This is a genomic window from Micromonospora sp. NPDC048839 (assembly GCF_040649915.1).
Classification (GTDB): Bacteria; Actinomycetota; Actinomycetes; order Mycobacteriales; family Micromonosporaceae; genus Micromonospora.
In genome coordinates this window covers 138471-157228 of the sequence record NZ_JBEZGL010000006.1, presented here as the reverse complement: position 1 = coordinate 157228, position 18758 = coordinate 138471, and the positions used below count along the sequence as shown (strand labels likewise).

Genomic DNA, 18758 nt, shown 5'->3' with positions numbered 1-18758 from the left:
GCCCGCCGGCGGTCCATCGCGTGTGTCACAGCACCCGGCTTGGGCCGTGCGGCACCCGGTGCGGGAGACTGGGCGACATGGCGGCTCGTGGCTTCCCGTACACCGATCTCAAGGACTTCCTCGCGGCGCTGGAGCGCGCGGGGGAGCTGCGCCGGATCGACGTCCCCGTCGACCCGACACTGGAGATCAGCGAGGTGGTCACCCGCACGGTGCGGGCCGGCGGCCCGGCGCTGCTCTTCGAACGCCCGACCCGGGGCGAGATGCCGGTGGCGATCAACCTGTTCGGCACCGAGAAGCGGATGGCGATGGCGCTCGGCGTCGAGTCGCTCGACGAGATCGGCGCCCGGATCGGCGCGTTGGTCAAGCCGGAGCTGCCGGTCGGCTGGTCGGGCATCCGGGAGGGCCTCGGCAAGGTCATGCAGCTCAAGTCGGTGCCGCCGCGCAAGGTCAAGACCGCGCCCTGCCAGGAGGTCGTCTACCGGGGCGAGGACGTCGACCTGAACCGGCTGCCGGGGTTGCAGGTCTGGCCCGACGACGGTGGGATCTTCCACAACTACGGGCTGACCCACACCAAGCACCCGGAGACCGGCAAGCGCAACCTCGGCCTGTACCGACTCCAGCAGCACGGCCGCAACACCCTCGGCATGCACTGGCAGATCCACAAGGACTCGACGGCCCACCACGCGGTCGCCGAGCGACTCGGGCAGCGCCTTCCGGTCGCGATCGCGATCGGCTGCGACCCGGTCGTCTCGTACGCGGCCAGCGCCCCACTGCCCGGCGACATCGACGAATACCTGTTCGCTGGGTTTCTGCGCGGCGAACGGGTGGAGATGGTCGACTGCCTCACCGTGCCGTTGCAGGTGCCGGCGCACGCGCAGATCGTGCTGGAGGGCTACCTGGAGCCCGGTGAGCGGCTGCCCGAGGGGCCGTTCGGCGACCACACCGGCTACTACACCCCGGTCGAGCCGTTCCCGGTGCTGCACATCGAGGCGATGACCATGCAGCGCAAGCCGGTCTACCACTCGATCGTCACCTCGAAGCCGCCGCAGGAGGACCACGGCCTCGGCAAGGCCACCGAGCGGATCTTCCAGCCGCTGCTCAAGCTGATGATCCCGGACATCGTCGACTACGACCTGCCGGCCGCCGGGGTGTTCCACAACTGCGCGATCGTGTCGATCCGCAAGCGCTACCCGAAGCACGCGCAGAAGGTCATGAACGCGATCTGGGGCGCGCACCTCATGTCGCTGACCAAGCTCATCGTGATCGTCGACGAGGACTGCGACGTGCACGACTACAACGAGGTCGCCTTCCGGGCCTTCGGCAACGTCGACTACGCACGTGACCTGCTGCTCACCGAGGGGCCGGTGGACCACCTCGACCACTCGTCGTACCAGCAGTTCTGGGGCGGCAAGGCGGGCGTCGACGCGACCCGCAAGCTGCCCACCGAGGGTTACACCCGCGGCTGGCCGGAGGAGATGAGCATGGCCCCCGAGGTCACGGCCCTGGTCGACAAGCGCTGGAAGGAGTACGGGATCTGATGGCCGTCCTCGACGCAACGGTGGAGAAGCCGAGCCGGGTCAAGTCCTTCCTCAAGCTCGTCGCGATCGAGCACTCCGTGTTCGCGTTGCCGTTCGCCTACCTCTCGGCCCTGACCGCCATGCAGGTCAACGGCGGGCACGTGCGGTGGCTCGACCTGCTGCTGATCACCGTGGCGATGGTCGGTGCGCGGACGTTCGCGATGGCCGCCAACCGGATCCTCGACCGGCGCATCGACGCGCGGAACCCGCGTACCGCCGGACGGGAACTGGTCACCGGGGCGGTGAGCGTGCGGACGGCCTGGACCGGCGCGGCCGTCGCGTTGGTGGTCTTCCTCGCCGCCGCCGCTCTGCTCAACCCGCTCTGCCTGGTGCTCGCGCCGCTCGCCGTGGTGCCGTTGGTCGTCTACCCCTACGCCAAGCGGTTCACCAACTGGCCGCACGCCATCCTCGGGATCGCCCAGGCGGTCGGCCCGGTCGGCGCGTGGCTGGCGGTCACCGGCACCCTGGACGGCTCCGGGCCGGCCTGGCTGCTCGGCGCGGCGGTCGGGTTGTGGATCGGTGGCTTCGACCTGATCTACGCCTGCCAGGATTCCGAGATCGACCGGGAGATCGGCGTGCACAGCGTGCCCGCACGCTACGGTCGGCGCTTCGCGTTGCACGCCTCGACTGTCGCGCACGTGGTGACCTTCGCGCTGTTCGTCTGGTTCGGCGGGCTGATCGGCCTGGGCTGGCTCTGGTGGATCGGGCTCGCACTGACCGCTGTGGCGTTCGGCTACCAGCATCTGGTGGTGACCCCGACCGATCTCAGCAAGGTCAACCGCGCCTTCTTCACCGCCAACGGGTTCGTCGGCATCGCGCTGTTCGTCTTCGCCCTGCTCGACCTGGTGCTCCGGCTCGACCTACGCCCCTGAGGCGCGCTGGACGGTGGCGGCGGGGTAGCGGGCGCTCTCCACGGTCCAGTCGATGGTGCCCCGGACGGCGTACGCGATCCCGTCGAGATGGTCGCTGACCGCCCCGTCCAGCGCCGGGCCGAACGACGGCACCACGGCCCGCAACCCGACGAAGCGCCGCATCGAGTCCCGCCAGCGCCCGGCCGCCAGCTCGACCGCCTCCGCCGACGACACGGCCAGCTCGCCCTCCAGGGCCAGGACCAGGTTGTGCCCGCCCGCGGTGGCCCGGTCCCGCTCCAGGGAGGCCAGGTCGTTGTACCAGGAGAGCAGGTCGTTGCCGACGTGGGCGATCTCGCGCAGCAGCGGGTGGTGGTAGACCGGGTCGGGCAACTGCCGTCCGCCGGCGAACTCCACAAGCGGGTACGACACCTCCGCCGCCGACGTCGACCGCCGCAGTTCGACGTACTCGCTGACGGTGGGTCGGTGACCGGTCTCCTTGTTGAGCGCCTCCTGCCAGGTGCCGTCGAGATGTCGGGCCACCGCGTTGGCGACGCGCAGCCGCCACCAGGCCGGCATCCGCTGGTGCGGCTCCCGCCAGGCCAGCACCAGCAGTTGTCGTAGCGGGCCGGTCAGCCCGGCGTGGCGTGCCCGCGGCCCGTCGCGCAGCAGTGCCAGCGTGCCGTCGCGCAGTGCCCGGATCTGCTCCGGGGTGAGTCGGTTCGGCCCGTCGCAGGCGTCGTCGACGAGGAAGAACCAGGTGAACAGGGCGGTCAGCACCCGCAGGTCGGCTTCGGTCGCCGCCGGGTAGAGCCGACCGGCGTACCTGGCGAAAGCTCCCCGGGACAGCCGGTGCAACGCGGCGTCGTCCAGCGGTAGGTCGAGCGTGGGCAGCACACCGAGCAGCCACTCCTGCACCTGGTCGGCGTGGGGCGAGAGCCGCGGTGGGATCGGGCAGTCGGCACGGAGCGCCCAGAGGATCTCGCCGGTCGTCACCGATGCCTCCTGCGCGAGATGTGTCCGATGCGAATCGCCAGCGGCAGCATCTCAGGTCGGCGGGACGCCCATCCACCCATCTGAAGTGTCGGATCCGGGATCCCGGGGGTGCGCACCAGCGGACCAGCCGGACCAGGCAGGCTGGGGGCATGCGGGAACCATGGGTGATCGGGGTCTCCGGGGCCTCCGGCACGCCGTACGCGGCGGCCGTTCTCGGCGGACTGCTCGACGCGGGCGAGCCGGTGGACCTGATCGTGTCCCGGGCGGCCCGACTCACCGTGCTCGACGAGACCGGCCGACCGTTCCGCGACGGGCACTGGGCCGGGGACCTCGCCGGTTGGCTCGACCGGGACCTGGCCGGAGCGGACGTGCGGTACTGGCCGGCGGGCGATCTGGCCGCCGGGCCCAGCAGCGGCTCCTACCGGGTACGCGGCATGGCAGTGGTCCCGGCCAGCACGGCGGCCTGCGCGGGCATCGCGATCGGGCTGTCCAAGGACCTGTTGCAGCGCGCCGCCGAGGTCAACCTCAAGGAACGGCGGCCCGTGGTGGTGGTCCCCCGGGAGACACCGGTGACCCGCAGCCACCTGGAGCACCTGATCGCGCTGCACGACGCCGGTGCGGTGGTGCTGCCGGCGAGCCCCGGCTTCTACGGTGCCGGCGCGGCGGCCAGCGCCCAGCAGTTGGTCGACTTCGTGGCTGGCAAGGTGCTGGACGCGCTCGGCGTCCCGCACACCCTGTTCCGCAGGTGGTCCGGCCAGCTCGGCGCGGCCCGGAGCTGAGCCGTCGGCTCAGCGTGTGTCGTCGTGCCGCCCGACCCGATCCGGCCGAAGCGGTACGCGGACCGGACTGACGTCCGGTCCGCGTGGCGTAGTCCGCACCAGTTCAGTACATGCCGGCGTTGGCCGGACCCGGCCCCGTGGATGCGGCCGGCCCCACATTGCGTGGCTTTCCGACCTCGTCCACCTCGTCCAGCATGCCCTCCCCCTCAAGCAGGGCTCGCACCTCGGATTCCCGAAACCGGCGATGCCCGCCTGGAGTCCGGATGCTTCCTATCCGGCCGGCCGCCGCCCATCTCGTCACAGTCTTCGGGTCCACCCGAAACAGCGCGGCGACCTCACCCGGTGTCAGCAGGCGATCTCCAGTGTCCACAGCCCCCTCCTCGCGTCGACGAAGCCCCTGGCTGAACACACTGCCCCCGGCTGGTGCGAGCCCAGAGCCGTCATGAGGGACGTATGGCAATTACAGCACCAGGGACCTGGCCTGTCCGCCAAACGCGAAAAATGCACTGACTGGGAAGTTAGTAAATGGTACTGGTGCAACCCCTGACTTGACCGTCGGTTCCTGAACAGTTACTCACTGTTCGGTCCAACGGATACTGAAGGCGTCGCGTTACGCGTAACCGGCTAAGGTCACTCTCCGTGGACGCCATCGACCTGACCCTCGTCGACCTGCTGCGCGGCAACGCCCGCCTGTCGTACGCCGAGTTGGCCCGGCAGGTGGGCCTCTCGGCCCCGGCCGTGCACGAGCGGGTCGGCAAGCTGGAGAGCAGCGGCGTGGTCCTCGGCTACCGCGCGGACGTGGCCCCGGAGGCGATCGGGCTGGGAGTCACCGCGCTGATCGGCATCGTCGAGGACTCCGGCGCCGACAGCGACGACATGCTCGAGTCGCTGCGCGTGCTGCCCGAGATCGAGTCCTGCTACTTCATGGCCGGAGTGGAGTCGTTCCTGCTGAAGGCGCGGGTCGGCACGATCGCCGAGTTGGAGCGGTTGATCGTGCGGTTGAACCGGACCCCCGGGGTGGCCTCCACCCGCACCGCCATCGCGCTCTCCACGAAATGGGAGAACCGCCCCCAGTCGGTCGGCCCGACCACGGCCTGACCGTCGCGTACGCCTGCTGGACGCGCTGCCCCGGCTCGCCGTCGCGCTCACCCCGCTCGTCCAGGCCGCCGGCCGGGCCGGCCAACGGCGGCAACTCCGCAGGTCCACGCCACCGGACCGGCGCTGACCGCCCCCGACCTGCTTGCTACGTTTCCGAGCGTGACTCATCTCGACCGCTGCGACGAGGCCAGCCGGACCTGGGTGACGGAGGCGATCGCCATTGTCGAGGCGGACGCGAACCGCTCGGCCGACACCCACCTGCTGCCGTTCCCCCTGCCCCGGGCGTGGGGGATCGACCTCTACCTCAAGGACGAGTCGTCCCACCCCACCGGCTCGCTGAAGCACCGCCTGGCCCGTTCGCTGTTTCTCTACGGGCTCTGCAACGGCTGGATCGGGCCGAGTACCACGATCGTCGAGGCGTCGTCGGGCTCCACGGCGGTCTCCGAGGCGTACTTCGCCCGGATGCTCGATCTGCCGTTCATCGCCGTCATGCCCTCCTCCACCTCGCCCGAGAAGATCGCGCAGATCGAGTTCCAGGGCGGCCGGTGCTACCTGGTGGACGACCCCGCGACAGTGGTGGTCGAGGCGCGCTGGCTGGCTGAGGACTCCGGCGGGCACTTCATGGACCAGTTCACCTACGCCGAGCGGGCGACCGACTGGCGGGGCAACAACAACATCGCCGAGTCGATCTACGCGCAGTTGGAGTTGGAGCGGCACCCGATTCCCGCCTGGGTCGTGGTGGGCGCCGGCACCGGGGGCACCAGCGCGACCATCGGCCGGTATGCCCGGTACCGCCGGCTCGCCACCAAACTCTGCGTGGTCGACCCGGAGAACTCGGCGTTCTACCCGGCCTGGCTGGCCGCCGACTGGTCGGTGCGGACCGGCAAGGGCTCCCGGATCGAGGGGATCGGCCGCCCCACCGTGGAGGCGTCGTTCCTGCCCTCGGTGGTGGACCGGATGGTCCAGGTGCCGGACGCGGCGTCACTGGCCGCGATGCGCGCCGGATCGGCGCTCCTCGGGCGCCGCGTGGGCGGCTCCACCGGCACCAACCTGTGGGGTGCGTTCGGCCTGATCGCCGGGATGCTCGCCGAGGGCCGGACCGGCTCGGTGGTCACCCTGATCTGCGATCCAGGCGACCGGTACGCCGACACCTACTACTCCGACGACTGGGTGACCGCCCAGGGCCTCGACCTGACGCCGCACCTGGCCACGATCGAACACTTCCTGACCAGCGGCACCTGGCCCGCCTGAGCCCTCAGCGCGGGTCGATCCGCTCGGCCAGCCCGGGGTAGCGCACCACGTAACCGCTGTCGTCGAGATCGATGTCGGCGGTGAAGGTGCCGCTGGCGAAGCGCACCCGACCCGGCCCGAGCCCGCTGTAGATCTGCTCCGCCGCCACCACCTCCAGACCGGGCAGCAGCACCCAGGCAACGGTGATCCGGTGGGCCAGATCGGCCGGCTCGGCGGCCAACCCGAGCCGGTGGACCGGCAGGGAGTTGAACAGCGGCGAACCGCTCAGGTCGACGTCGAGCGCGTCGGCCAGTCGGTCCGGATCGTCCGTGCCCGGCAGACCGGCCCGGGGGTGACCGGCCGCGACCAGCGCCGCGTCCAGGTCCCCCTGCTCGGCGGTGGTCACCCGCCACCGGTCCGCGGACCGCTCCAGCTTCACCCTGCGCAGCCAGCCCAGCCCTTCGGCCTCGACCTCGACCCGGGTGGTGGTCCAGTCCGGCGCGGTGGTCAGCTGGTAACGGGCGGTCCAGGGGATCGGATCCACGGCGAGCAGGGTGCCCCGAGCCGTCAACCCGTGACCGTCATCGAGCAGCACCTGCTCGCTGCCGGCGGTGTCCGTCCGGGACCAGAAGATCGACTTCGGCATGGTCGGCATGAGCCGGACGTTACGCGACCGCGCCGACATCGGCAGGGCATGCGCGAACGCCGCCGCGAAGGACGAGCTCCGCGACGGCGTTCGGGTGGATCAGTGGATCAGTGGGTACGCGCCGGCGGTCGCCCGCCGAAACCGCGCCGGTCATCCCGCGGGCGGTCGTCGCGCGGCCGGTCGTCGCGGGGCCGGTCATCGCGGGGACGATCGTCCCGAACACGGCTCTCCGGGCGGAAGCCACCCCGGGTGTCGCGATCACCGAAGCGACGCTCACCGGTCGGCCGGTCCCCGTACTGGCGGTCACCCTGCGGGCGGTCACCGAAGCGACGCTCGCCGGTCGGACGAGCGTCCCGGTCGCCGAACCGGCGCTCGCCCTGCGGCCGGTCGCCGTAACCCCGGGTGTCCCGATCGGCGTAACGCCGCTCGCCCTGCGGGCGGTCGCCGAAGCCCCGCTCACCGGTGGGCCGGTCGCCGTAACGCCGCTCGCCCTGCGGGCGGTCGCTGTGCTGACGGTCGCCGTACTGGCGGTCACCCTGCGGGCGGTCGCTGTGCTGACGGTCGCCCTGGGGGCGGTCGCCGAAGCGGCGTTCGCCGGTCGGGCGGTCGCCGTAACGCCGCTCGCCCTGCGGGCGGTCCCCGTACTGGCGGTCGCCCTGAGGGCGGTCGCCGAAGCGACGCTCGCCGGTCGGGCGGTCGCCGTAACGCCGCTCACCCTGCGGGCGGTCGCCGAACCGGCGCGGGCCGCCGGAGCGGTCGTCGAAGCGACGCGAGCCGCCGGAGCGGTCGCCGTAGCCCCGGGGCTCCGCCTCGAGGCGAACCGGGACGCCACTGGGCTCGCGGGCACCGACCAGCTCGGCCAGAGCCTGGTCGCCGACCCGCACCCGGGTCTCGGCCGGCGCGACGCCGGCCTTCTCCATCATCGCCAGGGTGGTGCGGCGCTGCTTGGGCAGTACCAGGGTCGCGACCGCGCCGGACTCGCCCGCCCGAGCCGTACGCCCCGCGCGGTGCAGGTAGTCCTTGGGGTCCTTCGGCGGGTCGACGTGCAGCACCAGGGTGACGCCGTCGACGTGGATGCCCCGAGCCGCCACGTCCGTGGCGACCAGCACGTTCATCCGGCCCTCACGGAACTCGGCCAACGTCTTGGTACGCATCCGCTGGGTCTTGCCGCCGTGCAGCCCACCGGCGCGTACGCCGACCGCCGCGAGTTGCTCGACCAGCCGGTCCACGCCGAGCTGGGTGCGGGCGAAGACCATCGTCCGGCCGTCCCGCGCGGCGATCGAGGCCGCCACCGGGAACTTCTCGTGCGGCGGAATCAACAGCATGTGGTGATCCATGGTGGACACCGACGCGGTGGAGGGCGCCGTGGAGTGCGTCACCGGATCGGTCATGAACCGCCTGACCAGCGCGTCGACGTCACCGTCGAGAGTGGCCGAGAAGAGCAGTCGCTGACCGTTCGCGGGGGTCTTCGACAGCAGGTCGGTCACCTCGGGCAGGAAGCCCATGTCGGCCATCTGGTCGGCCTCGTCGAGCACCGTGACCTCGACGTCGTCGAGCTGGCAGATGCCCCGCTCGATCAGGTCGCCGAGCCGGCCCGGGGTGGCGACGATGATCTCCACGCCGCGCCGCAGCGCGTCGATCTGACGGTCGTACGGGACACCGCCGACGGCGGTCTTGAGGAAGATGCCGACGGACTTGCCCAGCGGCAGGAGCGCGTCGTTGACCTGCATGGCCAGCTCGCGGGTGGGTACCAGGACCAGGGCGCGCGGACGCATCGGCCGGGCCCGGTTGCGCTTGGCCAGTCGGGCGATCATCGGCAGACCGAAGGCCAACGTCTTGCCCGAACCGGTCTGCCCGCGGCCCAGCACGTCACGGCCGGCCAGTGCGTCCGGAACGGTGGCCCGCTGGATCTCGAACGGGCTGGTGATGCCCTGCTGGCTCAGCGCCCGGACCAGCGGCTCGGGCAGGCCGAGGGAGGCGAAGCTGATCGGATCGGCGGTCGCCGCCTGGGCGGTCTCGGCCGCCGGGGCGGCGGTCTCGGCCGGCGCGGTGGCGGCCTCGCTCGGGGAGGCGTCGAGCTGCTCCCGGGCGGTGTCGGTCGTCGGAGCTGAGTGGGTAACGGACGTAACAGTGCTGGGGTCAGCAGAGGTGGTCAACAAAAGCCTTTCGAGCGGGGCGCATCTTCGCGATGGCCTGCCGCGGCTGTGCCGCCGGATCGCCCGCAAGATCGCCCAGGGGCGCACACCACGCGCGCCGGGTCAGTGATCTCAGCAAGTGTACGGCGATCCGACGAACCCGCCAGCCGGTTGCCGGACGGTAGTGGGCGGACTCACCATCGTCCCGCTCGGTGGCTCACCCGTTGAGCACGTTGCCCACCAGACCGTCAAGCGCGTCACCAGCGAGGAGTACGACCATGACACTGATCGCCACCAGCAGCCCGAGAGCGGCGGCCAGGACGATCATCACCCGGGTGTTCCGGGATCGTTCGGCCGGCGTGTCCGCCCATCCCTGGGCCAGGATGTGCCCGGTCAGCGACCCGGAATTCTCCACCGCGTTGGCGGGGATCGCGATCGTGGCGAAGCCCGGCCCCTCGCCGCTGCCGTAGACGGTGCCGGCCAGGTCAGAGCCGCCCTCGTGCCGGCCTCCGCCGGCCGCGCCCCTGCCGGTGGAGCCACCCGAGGGCTTGCCCGTCGACGCGGACCCCAGCGAGATTCCGCTGCCATTCCCGGTCGACCGGGAAGCGCCGGCGGCCCCGCGCGGATTTCCGCTGTCACTCCCGGCCGCCCGGGAAGCGCCGGTGGTGGACGGCGGCCAACTCGGCAAGGCGGGCGCGGGCACCACGGGCGGCGCGGAGACGGGTGCCCCGGCCCACCCGTCGCCGGAGGCCGGGCGCGCCGTACCGACGGTGGCCGGCCACCCACCCGACGGTGCGGAAACAGCCGCGCTGGCCCGTACGCCGGGCGTGTCGATCATTGCCGGCGGCGGCGGGAACGGTGGTGCCGGCATCGGACCGGGCGGGCCGGGTGGCGCGGGCACCGGTGGACCGGGTGGCGGCACGGGCGGGCTCGGGATGGGCGGCGCCGGCGGACCCGGGATGGGCGGCATCGGCGAGGGCGGCGGGATGGGTGGACCCGGAACGGGCGGGACCGGACCGGGGGACGGCGTGGGCCGGGGGGCCGGCCCGGGCGTCGGCCTCGGGTCGGGCGGGTACGGCCCCGGGCTGGGAGCGGGCTCCGGTTCGGCCGGCGACGGCTGCGTCGGCCCGGGGCCGGGTGGCGTGGGTGTCGGCTCCGGCGGCTGGGCGGGCTCGGATGCCTGCCCCTGGTCGGCTGGCTCGGGGCGCACCGGTCCGGCCCGGTACACACCGGGCGTGCTGCTCCGGGCGTCCGGAGTGCCCAGCGCATCGGGAGTGGCCCGACTGCTGCCGGGAACCGTGGCGCTGGCCCGGGCCGGCGCGGCGGAGTCGTTCCGCTGTCCCGGCAACGAGACATCGACGGGGCCGGGTGACCCGGTCGAATCGGCTGAGCCGGTCGCGCGGTAGGTGGTCGCGCTGACCGGGGCGCTGGCCGGCAGGTCACTGCGGAGAGCTCCGGCGGTCGCGACGCTGGCGCGGGCGCGAACCGGTGCGGCGGCCTGTTCCGGTTGATCGCCGGCGGGGGCAGACTGGCCGGCGCCGGGGCCGTCGACCACCGGCTGTCCGGCGTCCGGGCCGGGAACGTCAGCGCCGACGCCGCTGCTGCCGAGAGCAGCGCCAGAGTCGCCGGACGCGTCGTCACCGGTGGCGATGCCGTCCGAAACCGGGCTGGCGTCCGTGCTGGCCGGGGTGGCGGCGGAGCTGGCCGGGCCGGTGTCGGAGTCCGCCGGGCTGGCGTCGGAGTCCGCCCGGCTGGCGGCAGTGCTGGCCGGGCCGGCGTCCGTGCTTACCGTGCTGCCTGGGCTGGCGGCGGTGCTGGCCGGGCTCGCGTCCGTGCGGGCCGGGCCGGCGGTAGGGGGCGCCGCGGAGGCGTCGGTGGGGGACGCCGGCCCGGATGGGTCGGCTTGCTCGACCCTGGGGTCGACAGTCTCCGCCGGATCACTCTGCTCGGCCATCTCCGCCCTCCGTGCCACGCTCGCACCCGGACCCGAGACGTCGGGTCGGATGTGCCTGGATGTCACGGTGCCACAGATCGTCCCGAGCGGACAGCCGGAGCCGGTCGTGGCGGATCAACCAGTGGCGCTGGGGCTGCCCGCCGAGCTGCCGCTGCCCGTCCCGCTCGTGCTGGCCTTCGGTGTGCTCGGCGGGGCGCTGCTGCTGGGTGCGCTGGTGGGCGCGGAGGGCAGCGTCGACGGCGTGTTGTCCGGGGTGGCCGTCGGGGTCTCCGAGGCGCTCTCGGTCGGCGTGGGCGGCGGCGTCGTCGTAGGTGGTGGCGGCGTCGTCGGTGGCGGTGGCGTCGGCGGTGGCGGTGGCGTCGTCGCGCTGCCGGTCGGCGTCGGGGTGGCCGGCCCGCTCGGCGTCGGCGTGGCCGACCCGGTCGGCGTCGGCTTGGTGGTCGGCGTGGGCGTCGGCTTCGGGGTGGGCTTGATGGTGGGCGGCGCGACCGGCACGGTCGGAACGGTCACGATCGGTGCCGGCACCGCGCCGATCACCCGGGTCGCGGCATACAGCCGGGACCAGCTGACGACCGAGATCTTGACGACGTCGCCGGTGGTGGGCGCCTGCACCATCTTGCCGTTGCCGATGTACATGGCGACGTGGTGGATCGTCGTCCAGCTGCTGCCGGACGCGAAGAAGAGCAGGTCGCCGGGGAGCAGCGCGCTCTGCGGCACCGTCCGGCTCCGGGTGGCGGCGTACTGGTCGCGGGAGACCCGCGGCAGGTCGAAGTAGTCGGCGCCCGGGGACCGGTACGCCGCCCACATCAGACCGGAGCAGTCGAACCGGTCCGGCCCCTCCTCGGACCACTTGTACGGGTCGCCGAGCTGGGCCAGCGCGTACCGGACCGCGGCCATCGCCCGGGGGTGCGCGGCCATCCCGCTGATGTTCTGGTTGGTCACATAGCCGGCGCCGAACTGCTGCTCGGTGGCTTCCTGCTGGCGCTCGATCTCGATCAGCTGGGTGGCGTTGTTCTTGCGCAGCGTGAGCAGGCTCGCCTCGGCCGCGCGGAGTGCCGTCTCGCCCGTCGTGAACTCCGACTGGGCGGTGGTGAGCAGATCCTTGGCCTCGGTGTGCTTCTGGTAGGCGGCCTGTTCATCGGCGCGGGCCCGGGCCAACGCCCCGGCCACCCCGGTGGTGCCTCCGTCGACCTTCTCGCCGCGGGTGATCTGCTGCAGGCGGCTCAGCCCACGGAGGTCCTGGGCGAACTCGCCGGGCGGCAGCGCGGCGTCTGCCTTGACGGCGTCCGCGGCGGCCGCGTCGGCGTCCTGCTGAGCCCGGAGCAGGGCGTCCTGCGTGGTCGCCAGCACCTTGCCGGCCGCGTCGAGCTGGGCCTGGGCGTCGGTGCGTTTCTGCCGACTCTTCAGCAGCTCCTCGCCGAGCGTGCCGACCTGGGTCTCGGCGGCGTAGATCTGCGCGGCCAGCGGGCCGTTGCCGATGTTGCCCACCGGAGGCGTCGGGACACCGCCGAAGGGCGGAACGCCGGGCGGTTGGAGCGCGCCGACCGCCGGCGGGCGGGCGCCGATGTCCGGCACGGTCGTGGGCACTGCGGGATCGGCGTACGCGGGGGTGGCCATCACGGCGGCGGCGATCGCGCCGAGCAGGGCGGCCCAGAGCTTCGGACGCAGGACCGGCGAGATCACCGGGCTTCGTCGTCGCTGCCGTCGCCCGCGCCCGCTGTAGACCATTCCGCTCCCCGTCCGACCGCTCGTCGCCGCGCTCGGTGGGCGCGGCCGCCGGGACGGTACCAGTGTGTGTGTTCCGCCCCACCTTGTTACTACCGCACCTCGCCACTCATGTCGATGCGTTGCAGGGTTACGGGAGGCTGAGAGTCTGGTGAAGTGGGTCGCTGTCGCCGACCGTGCCGCCGGGGTGCTCGGCCCCTCGACGTACGCTCGATTCGACCGCAGGTGGAAGGGACGTGCCATGGACGCCGGACTCAAGCGTGAGCTCGAAGCGAAGGTGTACGCCGGTGAGCGGCTGACCCGCGAGGACGGGGTCGCCCTCTACGAGAGCGACGACCTGACCTGGTTGGGGCGGCTTGCGCACCACAAGCGCACCGAGCTGAACGGCGAGCGGGTGATGTTCAACGTCAACCGGCACCTCAACCTGACGAACGTCTGCTCGGCGTCCTGCGCGTACTGCTCGTTCCAGCGCAAGCCGGGCGAGAAGGACGCGTACACGATGCGCATCGACGAGGCGGTCCGCAAGGCCAAGGAGATGGAGGACGAGCAGCTCACCGAGCTGCACATCGTCAACGGCCTGCACCCCACGCTGCCCTGGCGGTACTACCCGAAGGTGCTGCGCGAGCTGAAGGCGGCGCTGCCGAACGTCAAGCTCAAGTGCTTCACGGCGACCGAGGTGCAGTGGTTCGAGAAGATCAGCGGCCTGAGCGCCGACGAGATCCTCGACGAGCTGATGGACGCCGGCCTGGAGTCGCTGACCGGCGGTGGCGCGGAGATCTTCGACTGGGAGGTCCGGCAGCACATCGTCGACCACGCCTGCCACTGGGAAGACTGGTCGCGCATCCACGCCCTGGCACACAGCAAGGGCATGAAGACCCCGGCCACCATGCTGTACGGCCACATCGAGGAGCCCCGGCACCGGGTCGACCACGTGCTGCGGCTGCGCGAGTTGCAGGACGAGACGGGTGGCTTCGCGGTCTTCATCCCGCTGCGCTACCAGCACGACTTCGTCGACTCCGCGGACGGCAAGATCCGTAATCGGATCCAGGCGCGCACCACGATGGCCTCGCCGGCCGAGTCGCTGAAGACGTTCGCCGTCTCCCGGCTGCTCTTCGACAACGTGCCGCACCTGAAGAACTTCTGGGTGATGCACGGGCTGTCGGTGGCCCAGCTCTCGCTGAACTTCGGCGTGGACGACCTGGACGGCTCGGTCGTCGAATACAAGATCACGCACGACGCCGACTCGTACGGCACCCCGAACACCATGCACCGCGACGACCTGCTGCACCTGATCTGGGACGCCGGTTTCCAGCCGGTCGAGCGGGACACCCGCTACAACGTGGTGCGCGAGTACGACAAGGCCCCGTCGCTGGCCGAGCGCCGCGCCGAGCCGCAGCAGGTCTGGGCCTGAGCCGCCACGTACCCTCGCAGTCGATGAGCGAGCAGAGTGGTTCCGAGCAGCAGGGCGGGTTTCCCCGTCGGGACGCCGAGGGGCGCGTTCGTACCCTTGGTGATCTGCTCGGGGTCTGCCTGGCCGGTCTGGTGATCGGTGCGCTGGCGTTGGTGTTGTTCGACTGGGCGTTCGCCTCGCTCGGCGCCGGCGACTTCGGGCACACCAACGGCTGGTTGGCCGTGATCCTGCCGGCCTGGCTGTTCTGGGACGATTTTCGGGCCTGGTCGTTCGGCGCGGCCCGGGTGGTGGCAGCGGTGGTCGCCGCCGCCGTCGGGGTGTTCGTCGGGCTGCTGATCGCCGGTCTGGCCGCCGGTCTGCCGACGCTGCTCTCCGGGGCGTTGGCGGCGGGGGCCTTCACCGTGGCGTACGCGATGATCTGGTTCCCGGGGGTCCGCTGGCTGACCCGCCGGACCGGCTGACCGGGGCCGCCCGCCGGGCGGATCGACTGTCCCGCCGGCACCGGCGGGCGACGGAGAGAACGGAGTGGTGCAGGTGAGCGCCGCGCTCAAGTACACGCTGGGCCGGATCGGGCTGTTCGTCGCCGTGCTGGCGGCACTCTGGTTCGTCGACGTGAACGTGTTCCTGAAGCTGATGCTGGCGTTGGCCTTCTCCGCCGCGCTCTCCTTCTTCCTGCTGCGCGGCTGGCGCGACGAGTTGGCGGGGGAGATGGCCGACGCCACCGAGCGCCGCCGCACGGAGAAGGAACGCCTCCGCACCGCCCTGGCCGGCGAAGACCAAGCCCCCACCCCCACCCCCACCCCCGACCCCACCGAAGGCCCCGACACCACTCGTTGATCATGGAGTTATTGCCCGATCACTCGGCGTGTCAGGGCAATAACCCCATGATCAACGGAGTTCTGGGGTTACCAGTTGGTGGAGTTGTCGGCCTTGGGCCAGGGCTTCGAGACTGGCTTGATCAGGTACGCGATGCCGCCGGAGCCACCGGAGACGCCGCCGCTGGCGTTCGTGCGCTTGGTCCGCAGCCAGATCTGCTCGAACTGCGCGCGCTTGTAGACGTTGCGCACCACCTCGTTGCTGGACGACGCGGGGTCGTTGACGATCACGTCGCCGTCGGCGGTGAAGCCGACCACCACGAAGAGGTGCCCGGAGGTGCCGTAGTTCGCTCCGTCCAGCTCGCTGGCGAGGAAGGACTGGCTGGTCACGACGGGGATGCCGGCCGCGATGAACCGTTCCAGCTCGTCCAGTGAGTGCAGTCGGGTCACTCGCCCCTCCAACCCGGGGAAGCTGGCCGCGTACGCGGTGTTGAACGGCCAGTTGCCCGCGCCGTCGTACGCGTAGTCGAAGGTCATCCGGGCGGCGTGGTTGACGGTCGGGTCGGGGTAGGTCGGGTCCACCCAGGAGGTGTCGGCCGCCGACGGCTTGCGACCCCAGTACTCGACCACCATCTCCGTGGAGGTGGGCGAGCACCACGCCTCGCCGCCGCCGTCGTACTCGGGGTAGTGCCCGGCGTGCACGTTCTGCGAGTAGCGCGGCACCGGCAGCTCGACGCCCCAGGCGATGTGCCCGGCGCTCGGCGGCACGGTGAAGCGGTCCGGCACCGTCGAACTCATCGCGCCGAGCATCCGGACCACCGGCGCGGCGGTCTGCCCGGGTGCACGGTAGAGGGTGAGCCGCAGCTGGTACGACCGCAGCAGCACCCCGGCGGCGGCGTCGTCGATGCTGAAGGTGTCGGTCCAGATCGTCGACCAGGGATCGCCCTGCGGCTCGACGCTTGTGCGCTTGATGTCGGTGTCGCCGGACGCCCAGCGACCCAGGACGTACCACGGGGTGTGGTCACCGCTGGTGTAGCCGCCCTGCATCTCCACCTGGATCCAGGTGCCGGCGGGGGTCTCCGCGTTCCACGAGGCGATCAACTCGGTGGCGTCGAACCCGATCCGGGTCACCGGTGAGGTCCAGGTGCCGTACTCCCAGGTGCGGGTGCTGCCGGTGTGCGGGTCGGCGTACTCGGTGGTGCCGGCGGGGCGGGCCAGGGTGAGGCCCGCTCGGGCACCGGGCGCCACGCGGGTGCCGTCCCGGCTGCCCCGGTGCCAGTCGGCGGGCCCGGACCAGTCCTGGTAGGTGATCTGCTCGTCGTGGCGGGCGGCGGGTGGGCGGCCGGCCAACGCGGGCGCGGTGGTGGCGAGCAGGGTGAGCGCGGTGACGCCGGCGAGGGCGCCCGCGCGCAAGCGGGATCTGGCCATGAGTGCTCCGCGGGTGTCGAGAGGGGCATCGTCGCTGGTCAGTTTTCCGCTCGGAAGGAAGTTTCGCCAGATGTTGGCGCATGGAAAATCATTGCCGCCGCGATGATCCGCCTGGGATGGACCAGCTAACGATCAATATTGATATGACCATGTGACAGATGGTGAAGTGTCCTTCACCGAGCGGGATCTCCCGCCCATCGAGGAGGTAGTCCATGGCCCTCCGCACGCCCACCCCTCTCCGCCGCGTCCTGGTGCTCGCTGTCGTCACCGGGCTGGGCATCGTCACCGTCGGCGCCGGTCCGGTATCCGCCCGACCGGCGCCGGACCGCACCTCCGAGCCGGCCGCCGCCGCCAGCTACCGGGTGCTCGGGCCCCGGACCCTCGCCGACCGCAACGCGGTGGCCCGCACCGGAGCCGCCATCGACTACTCCGAACACGGAGTCCTGCACATCTCGGCGACCGCCGGTGAGGCCGCCGCGATCGGCAAGCTCGGCTTTCGGCTCGAACCGCTCGCCCCGCCGCCCAACGCCGAGCGCGGCGCCGGCGAGATCGGCACCCTGGCCTTCCCGCCCGCCGACTCCAACTACCACGACTACGCGGAACTGACCGCCGTCGTGAACCAGGTCGTCGCCGACCATCCGGCGATCGCCCGCAAGATCAGCATCGGTTCGTCGTACGAGGGCCGCGACCTGATGGCGGTGAAGATCTCCGACAACGTCGGCACCGACGAGGGTGAGCCGGAGATCCTCTTCAACTCCCAGCAGCACGCCCGCGAGCACCTGACCGTGGAGATGGCGATCTACCTGCTGAACCTCTTCACCGACAGCTACGGCAACGACTCCCGGATCACCAACATCGTCAACGGTCGCGAGATCTGGATCGTGCCGACGGTCAACCCGGACGGCAGCGAGTACGACATCGCCACCGGGTCGTACCGGTCCTGGCGAAAGAACCGGCAGCCCAACAGTGGCTCGTCGAACGTCGGCACCGACCTGAACCGCAACTGGTCCTACAACTGGGGTTGCTGCGGCGGCTCGTCCGGTACCACCTCGTCGGAGACCTACCGTGGCCCGTCGGCGTTCTCCGCACCCGAGACGCAGGCGCTGCGCAACTTCGTCAACGGCCGGGTGGTCGGCGGCGTGCAGCAGATCAAGGCGAACATCGACTTCCACACGTACTCGCAGTTGGTGCTCTGGCCGTACGGCTACACCACGGCGAACACCGCGACCGGGATGAACGCGGACCAGTACAACACCTTCGCCACCATCGGTCAGCAGATGGCCGCCACCAACAACTACACCCCGGAGCAGTCCAGCGACCTCTACATCACCGACGGGGACAGCCTCGACTGGATGTGGGCCACCCACAACATCTGGGCGTACACCTTCGAGATGTACCCCGGCTCGTCCGGCGGCGGCGGCTTCTACCCGCCCGACGAGGTGATCCCCGCCCAGACCACGCGGAACCGGGAGGCTGTGCTGCTGCTCAGTGAGTACGCGGACTGCCCGTACCGGGCGATCGGCAAGCAGGCGCAGTACTGCGGCGGCGGTGGCGGCACCACGGTCTGGTCGGACACCTTCGAGACCGCCACCGGCTGGACCATCAACCCGTCCGGCACCGACACCGCCACCCTCGGCGCGTTCGAGCGGGGTGCCGCCCAGGCGACCACGTCCTCCGGCGCCAAGCAGCTCACCCCGTACGCCGGCTCCAACGACCTGGTGACCGGCCGGCTGGCCGGCTCGGCGGCCGGTGACCACGACGTCGACGGCGGCGTGACGAGTGCCCGGTCCCCGGCGGTGACCCTGCCGTCGTCCGGGACGCTGACGCTCTCGCTCGCCTGGTACCTGGCGCACGGCTCGAACGCCTCGTCGGCGGACTACCTGCGGGTGAGCGTGGTGCACAACGGCGGCACCACCGCGCTGCTCAGCCAGGCCGGCGCGGCCAGCAACCGCAACGGGAGCTGGGCGGTAGCCAACCTCAACCTCACCCCGTACGCCGGGCAGTCGGTCCGCATCCTCGTCGAGGCGGCGGACGCCTCCGGAGCCAGCCTCGTGGAGGCCGCCGTGGACGAGGTGCGTATCACGCAGTCATAAACGGTTGGCGGTGCCCTTTCGAA

16 protein-coding genes are annotated in these 18758 nt (G+C 71.6%); 9 read left to right on the top strand and 7 right to left on the bottom strand.

What is annotated here, in order from left to right:
- Window positions 1-77: 77 nt before the first annotated feature.
- Both AB0C25_RS13900 and mqnP read left to right on the top strand, forming a co-directional pair.
- Window positions 78-1538 (top strand): menaquinone biosynthesis decarboxylase, encoded by a 1461-nt coding sequence (locus tag AB0C25_RS13900; protein ID WP_357372979.1) that lies wholly within the window; start codon window positions 78-80, stop codon window positions 1536-1538.
- Window positions 1538-2449, top strand: coding sequence for a menaquinone biosynthesis prenyltransferase MqnP (mqnP, locus tag AB0C25_RS13895; RefSeq protein WP_357372977.1), 912 nt, complete (start codon window positions 1538-1540; stop codon window positions 2447-2449). Before AB0C25_RS13900 ends, mqnP begins: the two co-directional genes overlap by 1 nt.
- Here the strand turns inward: mqnP and AB0C25_RS13890 are convergent.
- Window positions 2438-3421, bottom strand: a complete 984-nt coding sequence (locus AB0C25_RS13890; RefSeq protein ID WP_357372975.1) for a terpene synthase — start codon at window positions 3419-3421, stop codon at window positions 2438-2440. The two genes, mqnP and AB0C25_RS13890, sit on opposite strands and share 12 nt — an antisense overlap.
- Window positions 3422-3570: 149 nt before the next feature.
- On the opposite strand from AB0C25_RS13890, the gene AB0C25_RS13885 reads away from it, so the two are divergent.
- Window positions 3571-4200: a UbiX family flavin prenyltransferase gene (locus tag AB0C25_RS13885; RefSeq protein ID WP_357372973.1), complete on the top strand. Its 630-nt coding sequence runs from the start codon at window positions 3571-3573 to the stop codon at window positions 4198-4200.
- A gap of 103 nt (window positions 4201-4303) precedes the next feature.
- Here AB0C25_RS13885 and AB0C25_RS13880 read toward each other — a convergent pair whose 3' ends face one another.
- Complete coding sequence (locus tag AB0C25_RS13880; RefSeq protein WP_007454516.1) at window positions 4304-4570, bottom strand: BldC family transcriptional regulator; 267 nt, start codon at window positions 4568-4570, stop codon at window positions 4304-4306.
- A 269-nt stretch (window positions 4571-4839) separates the two neighbouring features.
- Here AB0C25_RS13880 and AB0C25_RS13875 point away from each other — a divergent pair, with 269 nt between their 5' ends.
- Window positions 4840-5298: an Lrp/AsnC family transcriptional regulator gene (locus tag AB0C25_RS13875; RefSeq protein ID WP_357243983.1), complete on the top strand. Its 459-nt coding sequence runs from the start codon at window positions 4840-4842 to the stop codon at window positions 5296-5298.
- 159 nt (window positions 5299-5457) lie between these two features.
- A complete protein-coding gene (locus tag AB0C25_RS13870) occupies window positions 5458-6549 on the top strand; it encodes a PLP-dependent cysteine synthase family protein (RefSeq protein WP_357372971.1) in 1092 nt (363 codons plus the stop codon).
- A gap of 4 nt (window positions 6550-6553) precedes the next feature.
- Here the strand turns inward: AB0C25_RS13870 and AB0C25_RS13865 are convergent, their stop codons facing one another.
- The 4 genes from AB0C25_RS13865 to AB0C25_RS13850 form a co-directional block, all read right to left on the bottom strand.
- Window positions 6554-7174 carry a putative glycolipid-binding domain-containing protein gene (locus tag AB0C25_RS13865; RefSeq protein ID WP_357373366.1) on the bottom strand — a complete coding sequence of 207 codons (621 nt, stop codon included), beginning with the start codon at window positions 7172-7174 and terminating at the stop codon, window positions 6554-6556.
- A gap of 107 nt (window positions 7175-7281) precedes the next feature.
- The gene (locus AB0C25_RS13860; protein WP_357373364.1) at window positions 7282-9162 is read right to left on the bottom strand and encodes a DEAD/DEAH box helicase; all 1881 of its coding nucleotides are present in this window, start codon (window positions 9160-9162) and stop codon (window positions 7282-7284) included.
- A gap of 364 nt (window positions 9163-9526) precedes the next feature.
- Window positions 9527-11263 (bottom strand): hypothetical protein, encoded by a 1737-nt coding sequence (locus AB0C25_RS13855; RefSeq protein ID WP_357372969.1) that lies wholly within the window; start codon window positions 11261-11263, stop codon window positions 9527-9529.
- A gap of 114 nt (window positions 11264-11377) precedes the next feature.
- A complete protein-coding gene (locus AB0C25_RS13850) occupies window positions 11378-12991 on the bottom strand; it encodes a C40 family peptidase (protein WP_357372967.1) in 1614 nt (537 codons plus the stop codon).
- A 238-nt stretch (window positions 12992-13229) separates the two neighbouring features.
- Between AB0C25_RS13850 and mqnE the strand changes: the two genes are divergently transcribed.
- The 3 genes from mqnE to AB0C25_RS13835 all read left to right on the top strand — a co-directional run bounded on the left by mqnE (window position 13230) and on the right by AB0C25_RS13835 (window position 15236).
- Window positions 13230-14399, top strand: a complete 1170-nt coding sequence (mqnE, locus tag AB0C25_RS13845; protein ID WP_091395685.1) for an aminofutalosine synthase MqnE — start codon at window positions 13230-13232, stop codon at window positions 14397-14399.
- Window positions 14400-14422: 23 nt separating this feature from the next.
- The gene (locus AB0C25_RS13840) at window positions 14423-14860 is read left to right on the top strand and encodes a hypothetical protein (protein ID WP_357372965.1); all 438 of its coding nucleotides are present in this window, start codon (window positions 14423-14425) and stop codon (window positions 14858-14860) included.
- Between the two features lie 73 nt (window positions 14861-14933).
- Window positions 14934-15236 carry a DUF4229 domain-containing protein gene (locus tag AB0C25_RS13835; protein WP_357372963.1) on the top strand — a complete coding sequence of 101 codons (303 nt, stop codon included), beginning with the start codon at window positions 14934-14936 and terminating at the stop codon, window positions 15234-15236.
- Window positions 15237-15304: 68 nt separating this feature from the next.
- Here AB0C25_RS13835 and AB0C25_RS13830 read toward each other — a convergent pair whose 3' ends face one another.
- Window positions 15305-16642, bottom strand: a complete 1338-nt coding sequence (locus tag AB0C25_RS13830; RefSeq protein WP_357372961.1) for a C39 family peptidase — start codon at window positions 16640-16642, stop codon at window positions 15305-15307.
- 212 nt (window positions 16643-16854) lie between these two features.
- On the opposite strand from AB0C25_RS13830, the gene AB0C25_RS13825 reads away from it, so the two are divergent.
- Window positions 16855-18735: a M14 family metallopeptidase gene (locus tag AB0C25_RS13825; RefSeq protein WP_357372959.1), complete on the top strand. Its 1881-nt coding sequence runs from the start codon at window positions 16855-16857 to the stop codon at window positions 18733-18735.
- Window positions 18736-18758 lie beyond the last annotated feature (23 nt).